Origin of the sequence: Jatrophihabitans sp. (assembly GCF_046262535.1) — a bacterium.
Taxonomy (GTDB): domain Bacteria; phylum Actinomycetota; class Actinomycetes; order Mycobacteriales; family Jatrophihabitantaceae; genus Jatrophihabitans.
The window spans coordinates 1-16,973 of record NZ_JBHEMO010000109.1 but is presented as its reverse complement, the minus strand read 5'-3'; the positions used below and the strand labels follow the sequence as shown (position 1 = coordinate 16,973).

16 protein-coding genes and 1 pseudogene are annotated in these 16,973 nt (G+C 71.4%); 2 read left to right on the top strand and 15 right to left on the bottom strand.

The features are described 5' to 3' along the window. Positions 1-153: 153 nt before the first annotated feature. The 10 genes from ABR571_RS14785 to glgC form a co-directional block, all read right to left on the bottom strand. The gene (locus ABR571_RS14785) at positions 154-327 is read right to left on the bottom strand and encodes a CsbD family protein (RefSeq protein WP_409453968.1); all 174 of its coding nucleotides are present in this window, start codon (positions 325-327) and stop codon (positions 154-156) included. 83 nt (positions 328-410) lie between these two features. Further along, positions 411-1,502, bottom strand: coding sequence for a succinyldiaminopimelate transaminase (gene dapC, locus ABR571_RS14780; protein WP_409453967.1), 1,092 nt, complete (start codon positions 1,500-1,502; stop codon positions 411-413). After that, positions 1,499-4,393, bottom strand: a complete 2,895-nt coding sequence (locus tag ABR571_RS14775) for an FAD-binding and (Fe-S)-binding domain-containing protein (protein ID WP_409453966.1) — start codon at positions 4,391-4,393, stop codon at positions 1,499-1,501. Before ABR571_RS14775 ends, dapC begins: the two co-directional genes overlap by 4 nt. A gap of 67 nt (positions 4,394-4,460) precedes the next feature. After that, the gene (locus ABR571_RS14770) at positions 4,461-4,658 is read right to left on the bottom strand and encodes a hypothetical protein (RefSeq protein WP_409453965.1); all 198 of its coding nucleotides are present in this window, start codon (positions 4,656-4,658) and stop codon (positions 4,461-4,463) included. Positions 4,659-4,781: 123 nt separating this feature from the next. Then, the gene (locus ABR571_RS14765) at positions 4,782-5,792 is read right to left on the bottom strand and encodes a hypothetical protein (RefSeq protein WP_409453964.1); all 1,011 of its coding nucleotides are present in this window, start codon (positions 5,790-5,792) and stop codon (positions 4,782-4,784) included. A gap of 11 nt (positions 5,793-5,803) precedes the next feature. After that, on the bottom strand, positions 5,804-6,946 hold the full coding sequence (locus tag ABR571_RS14760; protein ID WP_409453963.1) for an NAD(P)/FAD-dependent oxidoreductase: 1,143 nt from the start codon (positions 6,944-6,946) through the stop codon (positions 5,804-5,806). 5 nt (positions 6,947-6,951) lie between these two features. Beyond that, on the bottom strand, positions 6,952-7,716 hold the full coding sequence (locus ABR571_RS14755) for an amino acid ABC transporter ATP-binding protein (protein ID WP_409453962.1): 765 nt from the start codon (positions 7,714-7,716) through the stop codon (positions 6,952-6,954). Continuing rightward, positions 7,709-8,671, bottom strand: a complete 963-nt coding sequence (locus ABR571_RS14750) for an amino acid ABC transporter permease (RefSeq protein ID WP_409453961.1) — start codon at positions 8,669-8,671, stop codon at positions 7,709-7,711. The genes ABR571_RS14755 and ABR571_RS14750 overlap by 8 nt, the downstream gene beginning before the upstream one ends. Then, positions 8,671-9,579: an ABC transporter substrate-binding protein gene (locus ABR571_RS14745; RefSeq protein WP_409453960.1), complete on the bottom strand. Its 909-nt coding sequence runs from the start codon at positions 9,577-9,579 to the stop codon at positions 8,671-8,673. Before ABR571_RS14745 ends, ABR571_RS14750 begins: the two co-directional genes overlap by 1 nt. A gap of 133 nt (positions 9,580-9,712) precedes the next feature. After that, positions 9,713-10,933: a glucose-1-phosphate adenylyltransferase gene (gene glgC, locus ABR571_RS14740; RefSeq protein ID WP_409453959.1), complete on the bottom strand. Its 1,221-nt coding sequence runs from the start codon at positions 10,931-10,933 to the stop codon at positions 9,713-9,715. A gap of 130 nt (positions 10,934-11,063) precedes the next feature. On the opposite strand from glgC, the gene glgA reads away from it, so the two are divergent. Next, complete coding sequence (gene glgA / locus ABR571_RS14735; RefSeq protein ID WP_409453958.1) at positions 11,064-12,227, top strand: glycogen synthase; 1,164 nt, start codon at positions 11,064-11,066, stop codon at positions 12,225-12,227. 42 nt (positions 12,228-12,269) lie between these two features. On the opposite strand, the gene ABR571_RS14730 is transcribed toward glgA, so the two are convergent. The 3 genes from ABR571_RS14730 to ABR571_RS14720 form a co-directional block, all read right to left on the bottom strand. Then, positions 12,270-12,899, bottom strand: a complete 630-nt coding sequence (locus ABR571_RS14730; RefSeq protein ID WP_409453957.1) for a peptidyl-tRNA hydrolase — start codon at positions 12,897-12,899, stop codon at positions 12,270-12,272. Further along, positions 12,896-14,158 (bottom strand): leucyl aminopeptidase family protein, encoded by a 1,263-nt coding sequence (locus ABR571_RS14725; protein WP_409453956.1) that lies wholly within the window; start codon positions 14,156-14,158, stop codon positions 12,896-12,898. The genes ABR571_RS14730 and ABR571_RS14725 overlap by 4 nt, the downstream gene beginning before the upstream one ends. 90 nt (positions 14,159-14,248) lie before the next feature. Beyond that, positions 14,249-14,416 carry a DUF3117 domain-containing protein gene (locus tag ABR571_RS14720; protein ID WP_409453955.1) on the bottom strand — a complete coding sequence of 56 codons (168 nt, stop codon included), beginning with the start codon at positions 14,414-14,416 and terminating at the stop codon, positions 14,249-14,251. 155 nt (positions 14,417-14,571) lie between these two features. Here ABR571_RS14720 and ABR571_RS14715 point away from each other — a divergent pair, with 155 nt between their 5' ends. Next, a complete protein-coding gene (locus ABR571_RS14715) occupies positions 14,572-15,369 on the top strand; it encodes an enoyl-CoA hydratase/isomerase family protein (RefSeq protein ID WP_409453954.1) in 798 nt (265 codons plus the stop codon). A 4-nt stretch (positions 15,370-15,373) separates the two neighbouring features. On the opposite strand, the gene ABR571_RS14710 is transcribed toward ABR571_RS14715, so the two are convergent. Both ABR571_RS14710 and ABR571_RS14705 read right to left on the bottom strand, forming a co-directional pair. Beyond that, on the bottom strand, positions 15,374-15,931 hold the full coding sequence (locus tag ABR571_RS14710) for a DNA-3-methyladenine glycosylase I (protein WP_409453953.1): 558 nt from the start codon (positions 15,929-15,931) through the stop codon (positions 15,374-15,376). Beyond that, positions 15,918-16,973, bottom strand: a pseudogene (locus ABR571_RS14705) (hypothetical protein); the annotation flags it as partial. The gene ABR571_RS14710 and the pseudogene ABR571_RS14705, both read right to left, overlap by 14 nt.

The following is a 16,973-nucleotide window of genomic DNA, read 5'->3' as shown; positions in this document are numbered from 1 at the left end:
GGTTTTTTTCCGATACTTGCTGTCTCGGGAACTTAGTGCCGACCGCTCGTGGCGTCCAGCCGTGATCAGAAGTTAAAACGAGCGGCACACGAAAACGGCCCCGGGCTGTTGCCCGGGGCCGCTGGTCGTGTGCTGGTCGACGCGAAGGCGACGTCAGTGCTTGAAGGCGTCCTTCACCTTTTCGCCGGCGTCCTTGATGTCGGCCTTGGCCTGATCCTTCTTGCCTTCGTTACGGGTCTCGCGGTCGCCCGTTACGTTGCCCAGAGCTTCCTTGCCCTTGCCGGCCGCGTCGTCCACAGCGTTCTTGGCCTTGTCGATCGCACTCATCGCTTCGGGTCCCCTTTGCTCGGTTTCTCCGTACCCCAAAGGCTTACCCGGGCGGGCCCACGGCTAATCGGGACGAGGGCCGGTCAGGCGCCGATGCGCGAGGCCGCGAGCTCGACCCGGTCGTCCGGCTGCACCGCGGCGACGCGGACGAAGCCGGCCCCGTGCGGGCCGTAGAACTCCCCCGGCGAGACGACGACGCCGGCCTTCGCCGCCAGGTCGCGGGCCATCTGCCAGGCGTCGCCCTCCGGTGCCGCCACCCAGAGGTAGAAGGCGCCGGCGGGGAGCGCGGCCGGGTAACCGGCCGCCGCGAGCACCTCGACGAGCCGGGCCAGCCGCGCCCGGTACCGCTCCCGTTGGACCTCGACGTGAGCGTCGTCGCCGAGCGCCACCACCGCCGCGGCCTGCACCGGTCCCGGCGGCATGAGCCCGGCGTGCTTGCGCACCTCCCGCAGGTAGTGGACGAGCGCACCGTCGCCTGCGTAGAAACCGATCCGGGCGCCGGCGAAGTTGTCCCGCTTCGACAGCGAGTGGACGGCGAGCAGCCCGTCGGTGCCGTTGCGCAGGATGGTCGTCGCCGGCCCTGACCAGGTGAATTCCGCGTAGCACTCGTCCGAGATCACCGGTACGGCCCGTTCCCGTCCCCACGCCGCGGCGGCGTCCAGGTCGTGCAGCTCGCCGGTGGGGTTGGCCGGCGAGTTGACCCAGATCGCCAGCGCCCGCCGGGCGTCGCGATCGTCGATGTCGGCCAGCTCGAGATAGGGCACGGCGCGCAAGCCCGCGAGGGTCGCTCCCATCTCGTAGGTCGGATAACTGATGGCCGGGTACAGCACGGTGTCGCGGGACGGGTCGCGCAGCTTGAGGTACTGGGGCAGGGAAGCGACGAACTCCTTCGTCCCGACGCAGGCGGCGACCTGCGCCGCCGGGTCGACGGTGGCGCCGAGGCGGCGGTGGATCCACCCGGCCGCCGCGGCGCGCAGTTCCTTCGTCCCGATGGACGGCGGGTAGCCACGGGCGGAGTCGCCGGCGCACAGGGCGGCCAGCACCGCGTCGGGCGACGGGTCGCACGGCGTGCCGATCGACAGGTCGACCGCGCCGCCCTCATGGCGGCCGGCGATCGCGACGATCTCGTCGAGCCGGTCGTAGGGGTACGGCGGCGGCGAGAAGCCGGCGGTCATCCTTGCCCCGCGTGCGGCGACGGTCGCGGCCGGTCGCGCCGCGATCCGTCGCCCGGACGAGGTCGCGCTTCGTCGAGGTGCTCGTCGAGCAACTGCGCGAGGTGCATGCTGTGGACGCCGCCGAGCTGCTCGAGTTGGGTCCGGCAGGAAAAGCCGTCGGCCAGGATCACGGCGTCGTGCGGAGCGGCGCGCACCGCCGGCAGCAGCGCGGTCTCGGCCACGGCCGCCGACACCTCGAAATGGCCCCGCTCGACACCGAAGTTGCCGGCCAGGCCGCAGCAGCCGCCGACCGCGTCGACCTCGACGCCGGCCGCGGCCAGCAGGTCGGCGTCGGCCTGCCAGCCCATCACCGAGTGCTGGTGACAGTGCGGCTGGGCGACCGCAGGCATGCCCGGCAGCGCCGGCGGCGTCCAGTCCTGGGTGCCGTTCAGCAGCTCGGCCAGCGTGCGGGTGGCGGCGGCGACGCGGGCCGAGCGGGGGTCGTCGGGAAGGAGCGCGACCAGATCGTGGCGCAGCACCGCCGTGCACGACGGTTCCAGGCCGACGATGGGCGTGCCGAAGCGCACGGCCTGGTCCAACGCGCCGAGGGTGCGGCGCAGCCGGTTGCGGGCGGCGTCCAGCTGGCCGGTGGAGATCCAGGTGAGTCCGCAACACACCGGCTTCTCCGGGATCTGGACGTCGTAGCCGGCTGCCCTCAGGACCCGGACCGCCGCCTGCCCGACTTCGGGGCTGAAGTGGTCGGTGAAGGTGTCGACCCAGAGCATCACCGGCGTCCCGGTGCGGCCGGGCTGGTCGGCGAACCACTGCCGGAACGTCTGCCGGGCGAACTGTGGCAGCGGCCGGCGCGCGTCGATCCCCCCGGCACGCTTGGCCAGGGCGGAGAGGGTCGGGCTGCGCAGCGACGCGTTGACCAGCCGCGGCATCCGCGCGGCGAGCTTCGCCCAGCGGGGCAACCAGCCGAGGGCGTAGTGCTGCGGCGGGCGCAGCCGGCGCCGGTAACGCTGGTGCAAGACCTCGGCTTTGTAAGTGGCCATGTCGACCCCGGCCGGGCAGTCGGCCGAGCACCCCTTGCAGGACAGGCACAGATCGAGCACCTCGACGAGCTCGTCGGCCTTGTAGCCCTTGACCAGCGAACCGTTGGCCAGCTCCTGCAGCACCCGGGCCCGCCCGCGGGTTGAGTCCTTCTCGTCCTTCGTGGCGAGGTAGGACGGGCACATTACGCCGCCGGATGCGGTGGTGTCGGCGCGACACTTCCCGACCCCGACGCAGCGGTGGACGGCGGTGGACAGGTCGCCGCCGTCATGGGGGTAGGCGAAGGCCAGGTGCTTGCGCAAGGGCTTGGCCGCCGGGACCCGGAGATCGGCGTCGACCGGCGCAGGATCGACGATGACACCGGGGTTGAGCAGGTTGGCCGGGTCGAAGAGCCGCTTGACCTGGCCGAACGCGGTGATCGCCTCGGCCGAGTACATGTAGGGCAGGAGCTCGCCGCGGGCCCGGCCGTCGCCGTGTTCGCCGGACATCGAGCCGCCGTGGCGGCCCACGAGCTGCGCGGCGGCGACGACGAACTCGCGGAACCGGCCAGGTTCGGTCGAGAACGGGAAATCGATGCGGGCATGCACGCAGCCGTCGCCGAAGTGGCCGTAGGCGAGGCCGTCCACGCGGTGCTCCTTCAGGAGCGCCTGCAACTCGCGCAGGTACGGTCCAAGGTTCTGCGGCGGGACGGCCGCGTCCTCCCACCCGGGCCACGCTGGTGCGCCGTCCGGAGTGCGGCCGCCGAGGCCGGCACCGTCCTCACGGATGCGCCACAGCGCGCGCGCCACCGGGCCGCTCACGATGGCCGAGTCGAGGCACCCGGCGTCGGCGACGATCTTTTCCGCCGCCGCCCGGGCCTCCTGTTCGGTGTCACCGGCCGTCTCGACGAACAGCCATCCCTCGCCGCGGGGCAGATCGGGGACGGCGGCCGCTCCGCGCCGGATGCGGACGACGTCGACGAGGCGGGCGTCCATGCCCTCGAGCGCTACCGGCCGGTGTGGCAGCAGTGACGGGACCGCTTCCGCGGCGGCCGGCATGTCCGGGTAGCCCAGCACGGCCAGGGCAACCGCCTTCGGAGATTCGACGAGCCGCACTGTGGCCCCGATGACGACGGCCAGGGTGCCTTCCGTGCCGACCAGGAACTTGGCGACGTCCATCCCCTGCTCGGGCAGCAGGTGCTCGAGCGAGTAGCCCGAGACCTGACGGGTGAAGCGCCCGAACTCGGTGCGGATCGTGCCCAGGTGCTCGCCGACGATCCCCTCCAGACCGCTGAGCAACGCACCGACCGGGCCGCCGGGCGGCACACCGGTCCGGCCGAAGCGCCGCGCGGCTAAGCGGACGCCGCTGGCGGTGAGCACGTCGAGCTCGACGACGTTGTCCGCGGTCCGGCCGTACTTCAGCGCCCGCGAACCGCAGGCGTTGTTGCCGATCGACCCGCCGATCGTCGCCCGGGCGTGGGTGGAGGGATCGGGGCCGTACCGCAGGCCGAAGGGCGCAGCGGCCGCGGTGATGTCGTCGAGGACGGCACCGGGCTCGACGAGCGCGGTGCGGGTCTCGGGGTCGACGTCGACGACGTGGTTGAGGTGCCGCGAGAAGTCGAGGACGATGCCCGCGCCCACCGCGTTGCCGGCCGTCGACGTGCCGCCCCCGCGGGCGGTCAGCGGGACGCCGGTGCGGGCGGCGAAGTCGACCGCGGCCCGCACCTCGTCGACGTGGTGCGGAAAGACCACCACCTGGGGCACGACCCGGTAGTTGGAGGCGTCGGTCGAATACTCGGCCCGGCGGCGGGTGCTGTCGTCGACGTCCTGCAGACCGGCGCGGCGCAGCTCCGACGCCAGGCGCGGCTCGACAGCGGTCACGCGGTCATTCTTCCGCACCGCCGCGGGCGAGTCCTGTCGACGGGGTCGTCGGCAACCCCTCGGGCGATCAGGAGGCGGTGAGGGTCATTGCCTCGCAGTGCTCGGCGATGGCGGCGTGCAGGCGGTCGTAGGCGGCCGCCACCCAGCTGTCGACGTCGGCCATCCGGGCCGCGTGCAGCGCCACCTCGGCGTCGTACATGTGCTGCTGGGCGGCCGCGGCCCGGGCGGCGGCGGTGCCGGCCGTGGCATTCGCTGCGTTGTTCATCCCGACTCCACGTCGTCGCGCCCTCGTCCGCTGATGTCCGGACCACAACAGGATGCGGAATCGCGACGGTTCCGCGACAGGTCCAATATCCCCGTCCCAGCGGTCAGAGGTCCCGGCTTCGGGTCATGCGCGCAGGGTGACGCCGGACTCGGTGTCACTCGTCAGCAGCTCGAACAGCGCCCGCCGGGTGGTGCGCAAGAGCTCGGTCCGCCCGGTGGTCCGGTCACGGATCGTGATCTCGGCCGCGGCGATCTTGGTGTTCAGGCAGTGCTTCACCCCGCCCGGAGGATCGCGGTACCGCAGTCCGACGAACGCGTCGCGGGCGGCGGTGATGCGGCCGCCGATCTCGACGTCGGCGTTGCCCGTCGAGAACTCCCAGTGGAAGTAGCCGTAGGTCGCCTTGGCCCGGACGGCTCGGCGCAGGGACACGATCGAATGCTCCGCGCCGCGGTGCCGTAACACCAAGGTCGTCGCCCACGGAGTCGTGACGGGGCCTAGAAGGGTCGTCTTCGCAGTCGCCACCTCGAGGAAGGTGTCGGGGAAGTCGTCGAAGCCGGCGACCTGGCCGAAGGTGTAGCGATCGGTGTGCCGGCTACCCCCGTTGTGGTTCTGGCTGCCGATCCACCCGTTCACCTCGATCGCCCGCCCGGCGACCGCGTAGCTGCCCGAATAGCGGGCCAACGGCAGCGGAACCAGGCTCTTCGCCTTCGGGAAGCCGCCCCGGTACAGCCGCGGTGGCAACAGCAGCACGGGCGCTTCGCTGCCCTCGTAGTGCAGGTCCCAGCTGAGCTCGCCGGCCGCGCCGGTGACCCGACCCGGCGCCAGGTCGGCGCTGCCCACGCGTACGTCGAAGCGGTCGGCCGGGAACCGGCACTGGTCGAGCGGGAACTCCTCCTTGGCGACGGTGTGCTGCCCCGATTCGCCGTCGAATGCGACCGCCCAGAGCTCGCCGACTGCGGCGGAGGGATCTCCGGCCGGGGCGAAGATCGTGTACCGCAGCCAGAATGCCAGCGGGCGGTCGGGATGGTTGGCGCGCTGGTAGAAGCTCTCGTAGTGACCGGCGCGCCGGCCTTCGCGGTAGACGGTGCGGTCGAGCAGCCAACGGTCACCGCCGAGCCCGGGTCGGACGTCCACGGTTGACAGTCTCACGCCGACAGGTACGGAGCGGGTGCCACGCCCTCGACCGCCTGGGCGACCGCCGCCCGGGCGGCGACGGGGCCGACGAGGTTGCCCGTGCCGCTGTACCCGCCGATCGCCACGACGCCGGAATCCACCAGCGTGCAGAGTGGACGGGCGTCGGGCGTGAACCCGACCGGCGCGGCCCACCGGCCGGTCACCCGGACCGGCCCGCCGGCCAGCCGCCCGGCCACCGTCTCGATGTGGTCCTGCACCTGCGCCGTGGGAGTCGCGTCGTGCGTCCACTCGTCCTCGATGAACAGGTCGCGACCACCACCGACGAACAGGCGCCCATCGGCCGGCTGCTGCCCGTAGTCGTAACCCCAGCGGCCGTAGACCGGGCACGGCAGCCGCGCCGGGACGGGGTCGGTGGCGAGCATCTGCAGGCGCGCGGTCCGGACGCGGCCACGCAGCGCGGGCAGCAGCACGTCGAGGCGCCCGTCGACGGCGACGACCACCGTCGGCGCCGAGACGACGCCGTGCCGGGTCGTCACCCGGCCGGCCCGCACATCGGTCACGGGGGTGTGCTCGTGCAGCTCGGCGACGCGGGCGAGCAGCCGAGCCAGCCGGGTGGCCCGCACGGCCGGGTTGGTGGCCGCGTCGTCGGGCAGGTAGAGCCCGCGCCCGAGGGGGCCGGCGTAGTCCTCCACCGCGATGCCGTGTTTGCGCAGCACGATCGCCTGGGCGGCGCAGTCGGCGAGCTCGGCCTCGCGGTCGGCTGCTTCGGTGTCCGATGCGGGCGGACCGGGCAGCCCGGCGAGCCGGATCGACCCGACCCGGCGCACGACGTCCGGGCCGAGCAAGTCGGAAAGGTGATCGAGTTCGGCCAGCGTCTCGCGGTAGAGGTCGACGGCGCACGGCCCCCAGCGGGCGACCGCCTCGTGCAGCGGCGGCTCGGCGCCGGCGATCAGGAAGCCGCCGTTGCGGCCGGCGGCGCCGGCCGCAACTCGCCCGGCGTCCACGCCGATGACGGACAGGCCGCGCCCGGCCAGTGCCTCGATCGCCGCCAGCCCGGAGGCGCCGAGGCCGACCACGCAGGCGTCGGCGGCGGCGTCGCCTGCGAGCGGCGGGAACCCGGGCCAGTTCCCGAGCTCGTCGTCCCAACTGCTCATCGGCGTTACAGCACCTTGGACAGGAACGACTTCGTCCGCTCGTGCTTGGGATTGCTGAGGACCTCCCGCGGGTCGCCCTCCTCGACGACGACCCCGGCGTCCATGAACACCAGCTTGTCGGCGACCTCGCGGGCGAAGCCCATCTCGTGGGTGACCACGACCATCGTCATGCCGTTGGCCGCGAGCTGCTTCATGACGTCGAGCACCTCGCCGACCAGCTCGGGGTCGAGGGCGGACGTCGGCTCGTCGAACAGCATGAGTTTCGGCTGCATCGCCAGCGCCCGCGCGATGGCCACCCGCTGCTGCTGGCCGCCGGACAGCTCGGCGGGGTAGGCGTGCTCGCGGTCGGCCAGCCCGACCTGGTGCAGCAGTTCGCGGGCCCGGGTGATCGCCTGGGCGATAGGCACCTTCTTGACCCGCGTCGGCGCCTCGTACAGGTTCTGGAGCACGGTCATGTGCGGGAACAGGTTGAACTGCTGGAAGACCATGCCGACGTCCTCGCGCCGCTTGGCGATCTCGGACTCGCGCATCTCGTGCAGCTTGTTGCCGACCCGCCGGTAGCCAACCAGGTGGCCGTCGACGAGCAGCCGCCCGCCGTCGATCTTCTCAAGGTGGTTGATGCAGCGGATCAGCGTCGACTTGCCCGAGCCCGATGGACCGATGACGCAGAGCACTTGGCCGGCCTCGACGGTCAGGTCGATCCCACGCAGGACCTCCACACCGCCGAAGGACTTGCGAACGCTCTCGGCGACCACGATCTTGTCAGCCATGGACGCCGCCGAGCTCGGCTCCTCCGGGCGCGCGCTGGGATTGGAGGCGGTCGATCAGGCGCCGGCCCGGACGTTTGGCCATCCGGCTCGTGCCCCGTCCGAAGCGCCGTTCCAGGAAGTACTGCCCCACCGACAGGATGCTGGTCATGATGACGTACCAGATGCTGGCGACGACAAGGAGAGGGATCTCCAGGAACGTCGCCTGCGAGTAGATGTTCTGCGCGCTCCCCAACAGGTCGTTCAGCCCGATCAGGATGACGAGGGAACTGGTCTTCAGCATGGAGATCGTCTCGTTGCCCGTCGGCGGGATGATCACCCGCATGGCCTGGGGCAGGATGATCCGGCGTAGCGCCAGGATGCGGCCCATCCCGAGTGCCGCCGCCGCCTCGTGCTGGCCGGCGCTCACCGACAGCAGACCGGCCCGGGCGATCTCGGACATGTACGCAGCCTCGTTGAGCCCCAGTCCGAGCACGCCGGCGACGAACGGGGTGATGAGCGAGTTGGTGTCCCAGGTGTGCCATGTCGGACCGAACGGGATGCCCACTGACAGGTTCGAGAACAGGTAGGCGAAGGCGAACCAGAACAGCAGCTGGACGAGCACCGGCGTCCCGCGGAAGAACCAGGCATACAGCCAGGCCGTCGTCGAGACGACCGGGTTCGGCGACATGCGCATCACGGCGAGGATCGTCCCCAGCACGATGCCGATCAGCATCGCCAACACGGTCAGCTCGAGCGTGAGCACGATGCCGTGCAGGATCTGCCGGTCGGTGAAGTATCCGCGGACGTAGCCCCACTGCCACGCCGGATTGACCGCCAGCGAGTGGACCAGCATGGCAGCGAGGACGCCGACCACCGCGACGGCGACCCAGCGCCATGGGTGGCGCAGCGGCACGACGGTCAGCTGGTCGGCCGCCGGGCCGGCGCCGTCCTCGTAGCGGTCGGAGTCCCGCGCCATCAGCCCGCGGCGTTGATCTTGGATTCGGTGACGGCGCCGGCATGCAGCTTCCACGTGTTGATGATCTTGGTGTAGGTCCCGTCGCTCATCAGCTGGGTGACGGCCTTCTGGAAGATCGAAACGAGGGGGCTGCCCTTCTTGAAGGCGATTCCGTAGGGCGCCTCGTCGGTCGTCTTGCCGGCCAACTCGATCTGGCCGCCCTCGAGCGTGCCCTGGTAGATGACGATCGGTGTGTCACCGGTGAACGCGTCGGCGCGCCCGCCGACGACGGCGGCGTTGACGCCGGCCTGGTCGGGCAGCAGCACCGGGATCGGGGCCTTCTTGCCGGCGTTCAGGCAGGTCCCCTTCAGCGTGGGCGAGCCATCGCTGTTCTTGGTCGTGGTCAGAGCAGTGGCCTGCGTGGTGCCCTTCTCCGCACCGACCCGCAGGCCACAGAGGTCAGCCTGGGACTGGATGTGCTTCGGGTTGCCCTTCTTGACGCCGATCGAGGTGCCGGCCGTGAAGTAGGTGACGAAGTCGTTGCCCTTCTCCCGATCCTTGTTGTCGGTGAAGGCCGACATGGAGAAGTCGTACCGGGCGGCGTTGATGCCGGCGAGGATGCCGTCGAACTGGGCCTTGCGAATCGCGATCTTGACGCCGAGCTTCTTGCCGATCGCGTTGGCCAGGTCGATGTCGAAGCCCTGGAAGCCGCCGCCGGACTTGCTGAACTCGATCGGCGCGTAGCTGGGGTCGGTCGCCATCACGAGCTCGCCCTTGCTCTTGACCGCCGCCGGCAACGAGTCGTGCAACGACGTATTGGCGCCGACCGACACGTTGGCCGTCGTCCCCTTGTTGCTGACCTTCTTTCCCGACCCGCAACCGGTCAGGGCCAGAGCGGCGGCCGCCGACAGCGAGACAGCTACAAGCAATGGACGCGGGGACGACAAAGTGACCTCCAGGGAAGAAACCGGATTAGACCGCCACCCTAGCTATGCGCGCCAATGCGTTGGCATTCGGCAACCTGACCGTTACCCCCGGTTTCTCAGCGCAAACCGTGCCTTTTCAGGGCAAGGCGAGTTGGGTCTTGCCCAGGACGACGACGCCGCCCTCGGACATGTGGTAGCGCGCCCGGTCGAGGTCGGGCTCGAGCCCGATGTGCGCGCCTTCGGGAACGACGACGTTCTTGTCCAGGATGGCCTTGCGGACGACGGCGCCGCGCCCGATCTGCACGCCCTCCATCAGCACCGAGCCCTCGACGTAGGCACCGGCGGCCAGCCGCACGTTCGACGCCAGGACGCTGTGTCGCACAGTCGCGCCGGCGACGATGGCCCCCGCGCCGACCATGGACTCCTGGGCGATGCCGCCCTCGACGAACTTCGCGGGCGGCAACTGCGGGTGGTAGGTGTAGATCGGCCACTGCCGGTTGTAGAGGTTGAAGATCGGGTGGACGGCCACCAAATCCATGTGCGCGTCGTAGTAGGCGTCGATCGTCCCGACGTCGCGCCAGTAGCCGCGGTCGCGGTCCTCGGCGCCGGGGACGTCGTTGTCGGCGAAGTCGTAGACGTACGCGTCGCCCTTCTTCACCATCATCGGCATGATATTGGTGCCCATGTCGTGTACCGACTGCTCGTCGTCGGCGTCGTCCTTCAGCGCTTCGAGCAGTGCATCGGTGGTGAAGACGTAGTTGCCCATCGAGGCGTAGCTCTGGTCGGGGTTGTCAGGCAGCCCGGGCGGATCGGCCGGTTTCTCGAGGAAGTCGATGATTCGGTGGTCGGGATCGGCGTCGATGACGCCGAACTGGTTGGCCTCGCTGCGCGGCACCCGGATCCCGGCGCACGTGGCGCCGGCACCGGACTCGATGTGCTGGCTGACCATCTGCCGCGGATCCATCCGGTACACGTGGTCGGCGCCGAACACGATGATGTACTCGGGCTTCTCGTCGTAGATGAGGTTGGCCGACTGCAGGATCGCGTCGGCGCTGCCGGTGTACCACCGCGGACCGAGCCGCTGCTGGGCCGGAACCGGCGTGATGTAGTTGCCGAGCACGTTGGACATGCGCCACGTCTGGGTGATGTGCCGGTCCAGTGAGTGCGACTTGTACTGCGTCAGCACGCACAGCCGCAGGTAATCCGCATTGACGAGATTCGACAGGACGAAGTCGATGAGGCGGTAGTTGCCACCGAACGGCACCGCCGGCTTGGCGCGGTCGGCCGTGAGCGGCCACAGGCGCTTGCCCTCACCGCCCGCCAGCACGATCCCCAACACCCGCGGCTCTCCAGCCACTTTGCTAACCCCTCTTCGCGCAAGCGCTGGACATTAAGGTCGCTCCGCCCTGGTAACTACCCGCGCTCAGCTCCGCATCCTCTGCGACGCTCACTCACCCACCCTAATCGGACATCGCTAGCGTGGCGGCATGCGAGTGGCAGTCCTCTCCCGCGAGTACCCGCCCGAGGTCTACGGCGGCGCCGGCGTGCACGTCGAATTCCTCGTGCGCGAGTTGCGCAAGCTGGTCGATGTGGACGTCCACTGCTTCGGCGCCGACCGCGCCGAGCCCGGGGTCCGGGCCTACCGCACGCCGGCCGAGCTGGGCGAGGCCAACAGCGCGGTCCGCACCCTCGGCACCGATCTGGAGATCGCCTCCGCCGTGGGCAACGCCGACGTGCTCCACTCGCACACCTGGTACGCCAACCTGGCCGGCGTCCTCGGTGCCCAGCTGCACGGCATACCGCACGTGCTGACGGCCCACTCGCTCGAACCGCAGCGGCCGTGGAAGGCCGAGCAGCTCGGTGGCGGCTACCGGATCTCGTCCTGGGCGGAGCGGCAGGCCTACGAGACCGCCGACGCGATCGTCGCCGTGTCGTACGGGATGCGCGCTGACGTGCTCGGCGCCTACCCGTTCGTCGACCCGGCGAAGGTCCACGTGATCCACAACGGCATCGACACGGCGCTGTACGCCCCGGTGCACGACGACGCGGTGGTGCGCCACTACGGCGTCGACACCGACCGTCCGTCGGCGATCTTCGTCGGGCGGATCACCCGGCAGAAGGGGCTGACCCATCTGCTGCGCGCGGCGGAGGCGTTCGATCCGGAGATCCAGCTGGTGCTCTGCGCCGGTGCGCCCGACACCGCCGAGATCGCCTCCGAGACCGAGGCCGCCGTCGCCCACCTGGCCGCGACGCGCACCGGCGTGATCTGGATCCGCGAGATGCTGCCGCGCGACGAGCTGGCCCAGCTGCTGACGCACGCCTCCGTGTTCGTCTGCCCCTCGGTCTACGAGCCGCTGGGGATCGTCAACCTGGAGGCGATGGCGTGCGAGACCGCCGTCGTCGCCAGCGCGGTCGGCGGCATTCCGGAGGTTGTGGCCGACGGGCTGACCGGCACCCTCGTCCCGTATCACGCCGTCGCGACCGACGAGTTCGAAGCGGGACTGGCCGAAGCGGTCAACGTCCTCTGCGCCGACCCGGTGCGGGCCACCGCGATGGGGCTGGCCGGCCGGGAGCGAGCCGTCCGTGAATTCGGCTGGGATACCATCGCCCACCGCACGCTCGAACTGTACGAATCGCTCGTGGCCCGGTAGCGCGCGCAATCCGCCGCGTGTCGCGCCGCAGCGTGGCCACGGTCATCGGGCGACGAACAGGGCGGTGGCCGTGCCGGGTTCGACCTCGGTGAACCCGCCGTCGTGGACCACCGGCGCGCCGGCCCGCACCGCCCGCTGCCACTGATCGGGCGACGCGTCGCGCACGGCAACCGGGAACCCGGCGTCCTGCCACGCGGACCGCCGGCGCCGTGACAGCGACCGCCAACCCAGCTGCGCGGCGTGGGCGGCCTGCGCCATCGCCTTGCCCGTGGTCATGTCCGCCGAGGGCGACAGCAGTACGACCGGGGTGCCGGGCGCGACGGGCGGTGGCGGATCGGGGTCCTCGAGGTTGGTGCCGCCCACCTGCAGCCGGGCGAGGTCGGGCGGCCAGGCGTCGACCAGGATGGGCGGGTAGACCCGGAGCTCGGCGCGGCCCTGCGCGACGTCCAGGCCGTCGAGTTTCCGGGCCCGGCGCCACTCCGCCCCCCGGGCCCGGCGCACGACCTTGCGGATGCGCTGGCCGTCCCACGCGGCGACCGCCTCCGTCCACTCGGGCCGCGGGTCGGTGAGCATGAGCAGTACCGCGCGGGCCGCCGCCTCGAGCGCGTCCGTCTGCGTCGGCGGGTCCGATCGCTCGATGCGGACGACGAACGGCAGGACGAGCTCGCTCATGCCAGCGATTCCACCCATCGGTGCAGTAGCCGGGCACCGAAGCCGGTGGCCCCGCGGGAGATGGCGCCGTCGTCCTTCGTCGCCCGGGCCGGGCCGGCCATGTCGACGTGCGCCCAGGCCACGTCCTTCGCGAAGGGACGCAGGAACAGTGCGGCAGTGATGGCGCCGGGATTGCCGGGCGCGTTGGTGGCGTCGGCGATGGGCGAATCGAGCAACGACTCGTAGTCGGCCGGCAGCGGGAGCCGCCACAACGCCTCGTCGGTCTCGGCGGCGGCCCGGGCCAGGCCGTCCGCGAGGGGGTCCGACGTCGAGAAGAGGCCGGCCGTGCGCAGGCCGAGCGCCGTCTTCGCCGCTCCGGTCAGCGTCGCGATGTCGACGATGGCGGTGGGCCGCAGCCGCGCGGCCGCGTAGGCGATGGCGTCGGCGAGGACCAGGCGGCCTTCGGCGTCGGTGTTCCCGATCTCGCTGGTGCGCCCGCCGTAGTGCCTCACCACGTCACCCGGCCGGTAGGACGATCCGGAGATCGCGTTCTCGGCGGTGGGAACCAGCGCCGTGACGTGAACGGGCACCGCCACCGACGCGATGGCCTGCATCGCGGCCAGGACCGCGGCCCCGCCGGCCATGTCGGTGTACATCAGGTCCATGCCGCTGCCGGTCTTGCGGTTGATGCCGCCGGTGTCGAAGGTGATGCCCTTGCCCACCAGGACGACGTGGACGCCCTGCCGCGCGGGCTTGGGACGCCACCGCGCCTCGATCAGCCGCGGCGGCGCGCTCGAGCCGCCGCCCACAGCCAGCACGCCGCCAAAGCCCTGCTCGCGCAGCCAGTTCTCGTCGCGCTGGACGACCTCGACGCCGAGCGGCCGCAGGGTGCGCGCGGCCTGCGCCGCCAGCCAGGCCGGAGTCTTCTCACCGGAGCGGGTGTTGGCGAGATCCCGAGCCCACGCGGTCGCAGCGGCCGTGTGCAGGCCGCGGGCCAGGGCGTCGGCGTCGGTCGCGCCGCACAGCTCGACGAGCTCGGGGCGCGGCGGCGGTGCCGACGCCCGGGTGAACCGGTACATCCCGAGCACGAGACCCTCGACGAAGGCGGTCAATCGTGGGCCGGCGAGGTCGGCGGCGTCGAGGCGGCTGCGACCGGCGGGCAGCTCCCGCGCCAGCGTGGCGGCAGCGGTCCGGATCTCTCCCGGGTCGGTCCCCACGTCGACCGGGATCGCCGAGTCCGCCGGCGCCGCGAGACGGATCGTGGGACCGGCAGAGACCATGTCGCGATCCTGCCGCACCGCCTCGGCCTGGACAGCACTCGGCCCCGGCACCGATCACTGGATCGGTCCGGGGCCAGGAGCTTATGAGGACTAGCTGACCACCGACTTCAAGGCTTCGCCGAGGGCACTGGCCTCGTCCGGCGACATCTCGACGACGAGACGTCCGCCGCCCTCGAGCGGCACGCGCATCACGATGCCGCGGCCTTCCTTGGTGACCTCGAGCGGGCCGTCGCCCGTCCGCGGCTTCATGGCCGCCATGCGAACCTCCTTGGTGAGCAACGCTCACGTTCCCGACGAAACAATCCGGCGACGCGTAACTCGCCACCGGGGTGTGCAGCCCATTCTCCCGCATGGTGCGCGGTTCGCCCAACTCCGGGGGGCGGTAGCGTCGGGCGCGGCGAAGGGAGTCTGACGTGACGGACGCGGCGAGCGTGCTGGTGGTCGAGCGCAACGACGGCGTTGCCACGCTGACCATGAACCGGCCCGAGTCGATGAACTCGCTGTCGGTGGCGCTCAAAGAGGCCCTGTTGGAGGCGGCGCGAGACGTGTCGGCCGATCCGGCCGTCCGGGCGGTCGTGCTGACCGGCACCGGCCGCGGATTCTGCGTCGGCCAGGATCTGCGCGAACACGTCGCGCTGCTGGACGCTGACGATCCAGCTCCGCTGTCGACGGTGACCGAGCACTACAACCCCCTCATCCTGCTGCTCGCCGAGATGCCCAAGCCGGTGATCGCGGCGGTCAACGGGATGGCCGCGGGCGCCGGAGCGGGGCTGAGCTTCGCGTGCGATTTCCGCATCGCGGCGCGGACGGCCGGATTCCTGCTGGCCTTCGCCAACGTGGGTCTGACGTTGGACAGCGGGGTGTCCTGGACGCTGCCGCGCATCATCGGACAGGCGCGGGCCACGGCGCTCGCTATCTTGGCCGAGCCGATCAACGCCCAGTCCGCCCTGGAGATGGGTTTGGTGAACGCGGTGGTCGAGCCGGACCGGGTGCTGGCCACGGCCCAGGAGCTCGCCGCCCGGCTGGCGGCGGGGCCGACGGCGGCGTACGCGGCGATCAAGCAGTCCATCGCCTTCGCACAGACGGCCGACCTCGCCTCGGCGCTGGCCAAGGAGGACGAGCTTCAGACGGCCATGGGTCACACCGAGGACCACGTGAACGCGACCCGTGCGTTCGTCGCGAAACAGAAGCCGACGTTCCTCGGCCGCTGAGCCGCTATCCCGCTCGCCAGCAGGTGGCGACGTGGTCGTCGACCATGCCGGTCGCCTGCATGAGGGCGTACGCCGTCGTCGGGCCGACGAAGCGCAGGCCGCGCCGCTTGAGCTCCTTGGCCATCGCGACCGACTCGGGCGAGGTGGCCGGCACGTCGGCCAGGGTGGCCGGCCGCGCCGGTTTCGGCGCCGGTGCATACGACCACAGCAGGTCGTCCAGCCCTTCAGGCACCCCCGCGCGAACGGCCCGGGCGTTCGCGATCGTCGCCTCGATCTTCGCGCGGTTCCGGACGACGCCGGCATCCTGCAGCAGTCGGGTCACGTCGGCGTCGTCGAAGGCAGCCACCCGGTCGAGGTCGAAGCCGGCGAACGCCTGCCGGAAGGCCGGTCGCTTGCGCAGGATGATCAGCCAGGAGAGCCCGGACTGGAAGGCTTCGAGCGACAGCCGTTCGAACAGCGCGCTCTCGCCGTGCAGCGGACGGCCCCACTCGTCGTCGTGATACGCGATGTACTCCGGAGCCGAGGTGGCCCACGCGCAGCGCGGAAGGTCAGCCCTTGCCATTCCGCCTGCGTGGCTTGCGGTGCCGGGCGCTGCGGGTCGGCCGCTCGCCGTCGGGTGCGGCCGCCGGCTGCGCCTCGGCACCCGCATCGGCCTCCGGACTGGTCGCGGGTGCTGCCGGAGGTGCGTACAGCGGGACGGCCGGTTGCTGGGGTGGGGCGGCGGCGGGGGGTTGCTGCGGCGGGAGGGCCGGCATCTGGGCGACGGCCCACGGAGGCGCGGTCACCGACCACGACGGAGCCGACGCCACCGCTTGCTCGGAGGGCGGCGCGTGTCCGGCGTCTTGCGACGGAGGCGCGTACACGGCGTGCTCGATCGACGGCGGCACGTACTGCAGGGGGTCGATCCGGTGCGGCGGTGCATAGGGCAGATGGGCGGCCGGCACCGGCGGCGCGTAGATCGGCGGATTGAACGGCAGCGGCTCGGCCGGCGATTCCTCGACGCTCTCCGGCTCCGCCACCGGCAGCTGGGCAGTCTCTTGTGCGGCGGCGAACGGCTCATCGACGGGCGGCTGCTCGCCGATCATTTCCGGCTCCGCCACCGGCAATTGCGCAGTCTCTTGTGCGGCGGCGAACGGCTCATCGACGGGCCGCTCCTCCTCGGCCTGCGGCTGCTCCTCGACCTGCGGCTGCACCTCGGCCTGCGGCTGCTCCTCGGCCGCCATCGCGGGCTGCTCGTCGACAGACGGCTCTTCGAGGACAACCGGCTCGACAGCAGCCGGCGCCTCGGCCTGCGGCTGCTCCTCGGCCTGCGCGTGCGCGCCGGGCTGTTGCTGCTGGTCAACCGGCAGCTCGATGAGTTCCGGTTCGGCTGGATCGACGACCGCGAGTTCGTCAGTCATCTGCTGGGCGACCGCGAGCTCCTCGGCCAGATCCTCGGCTGTGCTTGCATCCCGCTCACGGCTGTCGGCCGAGAATTCGAATGTCTCCGGCGCCGCAGCCGCGGGCGCACCGTCGTCGGGAAGGTGGAGCAGCGGCTCACGATGTTCCGGCTCGCCGTCGGCCGACGCGGATTCGCCCGTCTCGGGGAGCACGCTGTCGACCGG

Bases quoted from the DNA above. Each gene is read 5' to 3' on its own strand.
- ABR571_RS14785 (WP_409453968.1), bottom strand. From the start codon at position 327: ATGAGTGCGATCGACAAGGCCAAGAACGCTGTGGACGACGCGGCCGGC.
- dapC (WP_409453967.1), bottom strand. From the start codon at position 1,502: ATGACCGCCGGCTTCTCGCCGCCGCCGTACCCCTACGACCGGCTCGAC.
- ABR571_RS14770 (WP_409453965.1), bottom strand. From the start codon at position 4,658: ATGAACAACGCAGCGAATGCCACGGCCGGCACCGCCGCCGCCCGGGCC.
- ABR571_RS14760 (WP_409453963.1), bottom strand. From the start codon at position 6,946: ATGAGCAGTTGGGACGACGAGCTCGGGAACTGGCCCGGGTTCCCGCCG.
- ABR571_RS14755 (WP_409453962.1), bottom strand. From the start codon at position 7,716: ATGGCTGACAAGATCGTGGTCGCCGAGAGCGTTCGCAAGTCCTTCGGC.
- ABR571_RS14750 (WP_409453961.1), bottom strand. From the start codon at position 8,671: ATGGCGCGGGACTCCGACCGCTACGAGGACGGCGCCGGCCCGGCGGCC.
- glgA (WP_409453958.1), top strand. From the start codon at position 11,064: ATGCGAGTGGCAGTCCTCTCCCGCGAGTACCCGCCCGAGGTCTACGGC.
- ABR571_RS14730 (WP_409453957.1), bottom strand. From the start codon at position 12,899: ATGAGCGAGCTCGTCCTGCCGTTCGTCGTCCGCATCGAGCGATCGGAC.
- ABR571_RS14725 (WP_409453956.1), bottom strand. From the start codon at position 14,158: ATGGTCTCTGCCGGTCCCACGATCCGTCTCGCGGCGCCGGCGGACTCG.
- ABR571_RS14720 (WP_409453955.1), bottom strand. From the start codon at position 14,416: ATGGCGGCCATGAAGCCGCGGACGGGCGACGGCCCGCTCGAGGTCACC.
- ABR571_RS14710 (WP_409453953.1), bottom strand. From the start codon at position 15,931: ATGGCAAGGGCTGACCTTCCGCGCTGCGCGTGGGCCACCTCGGCTCCG.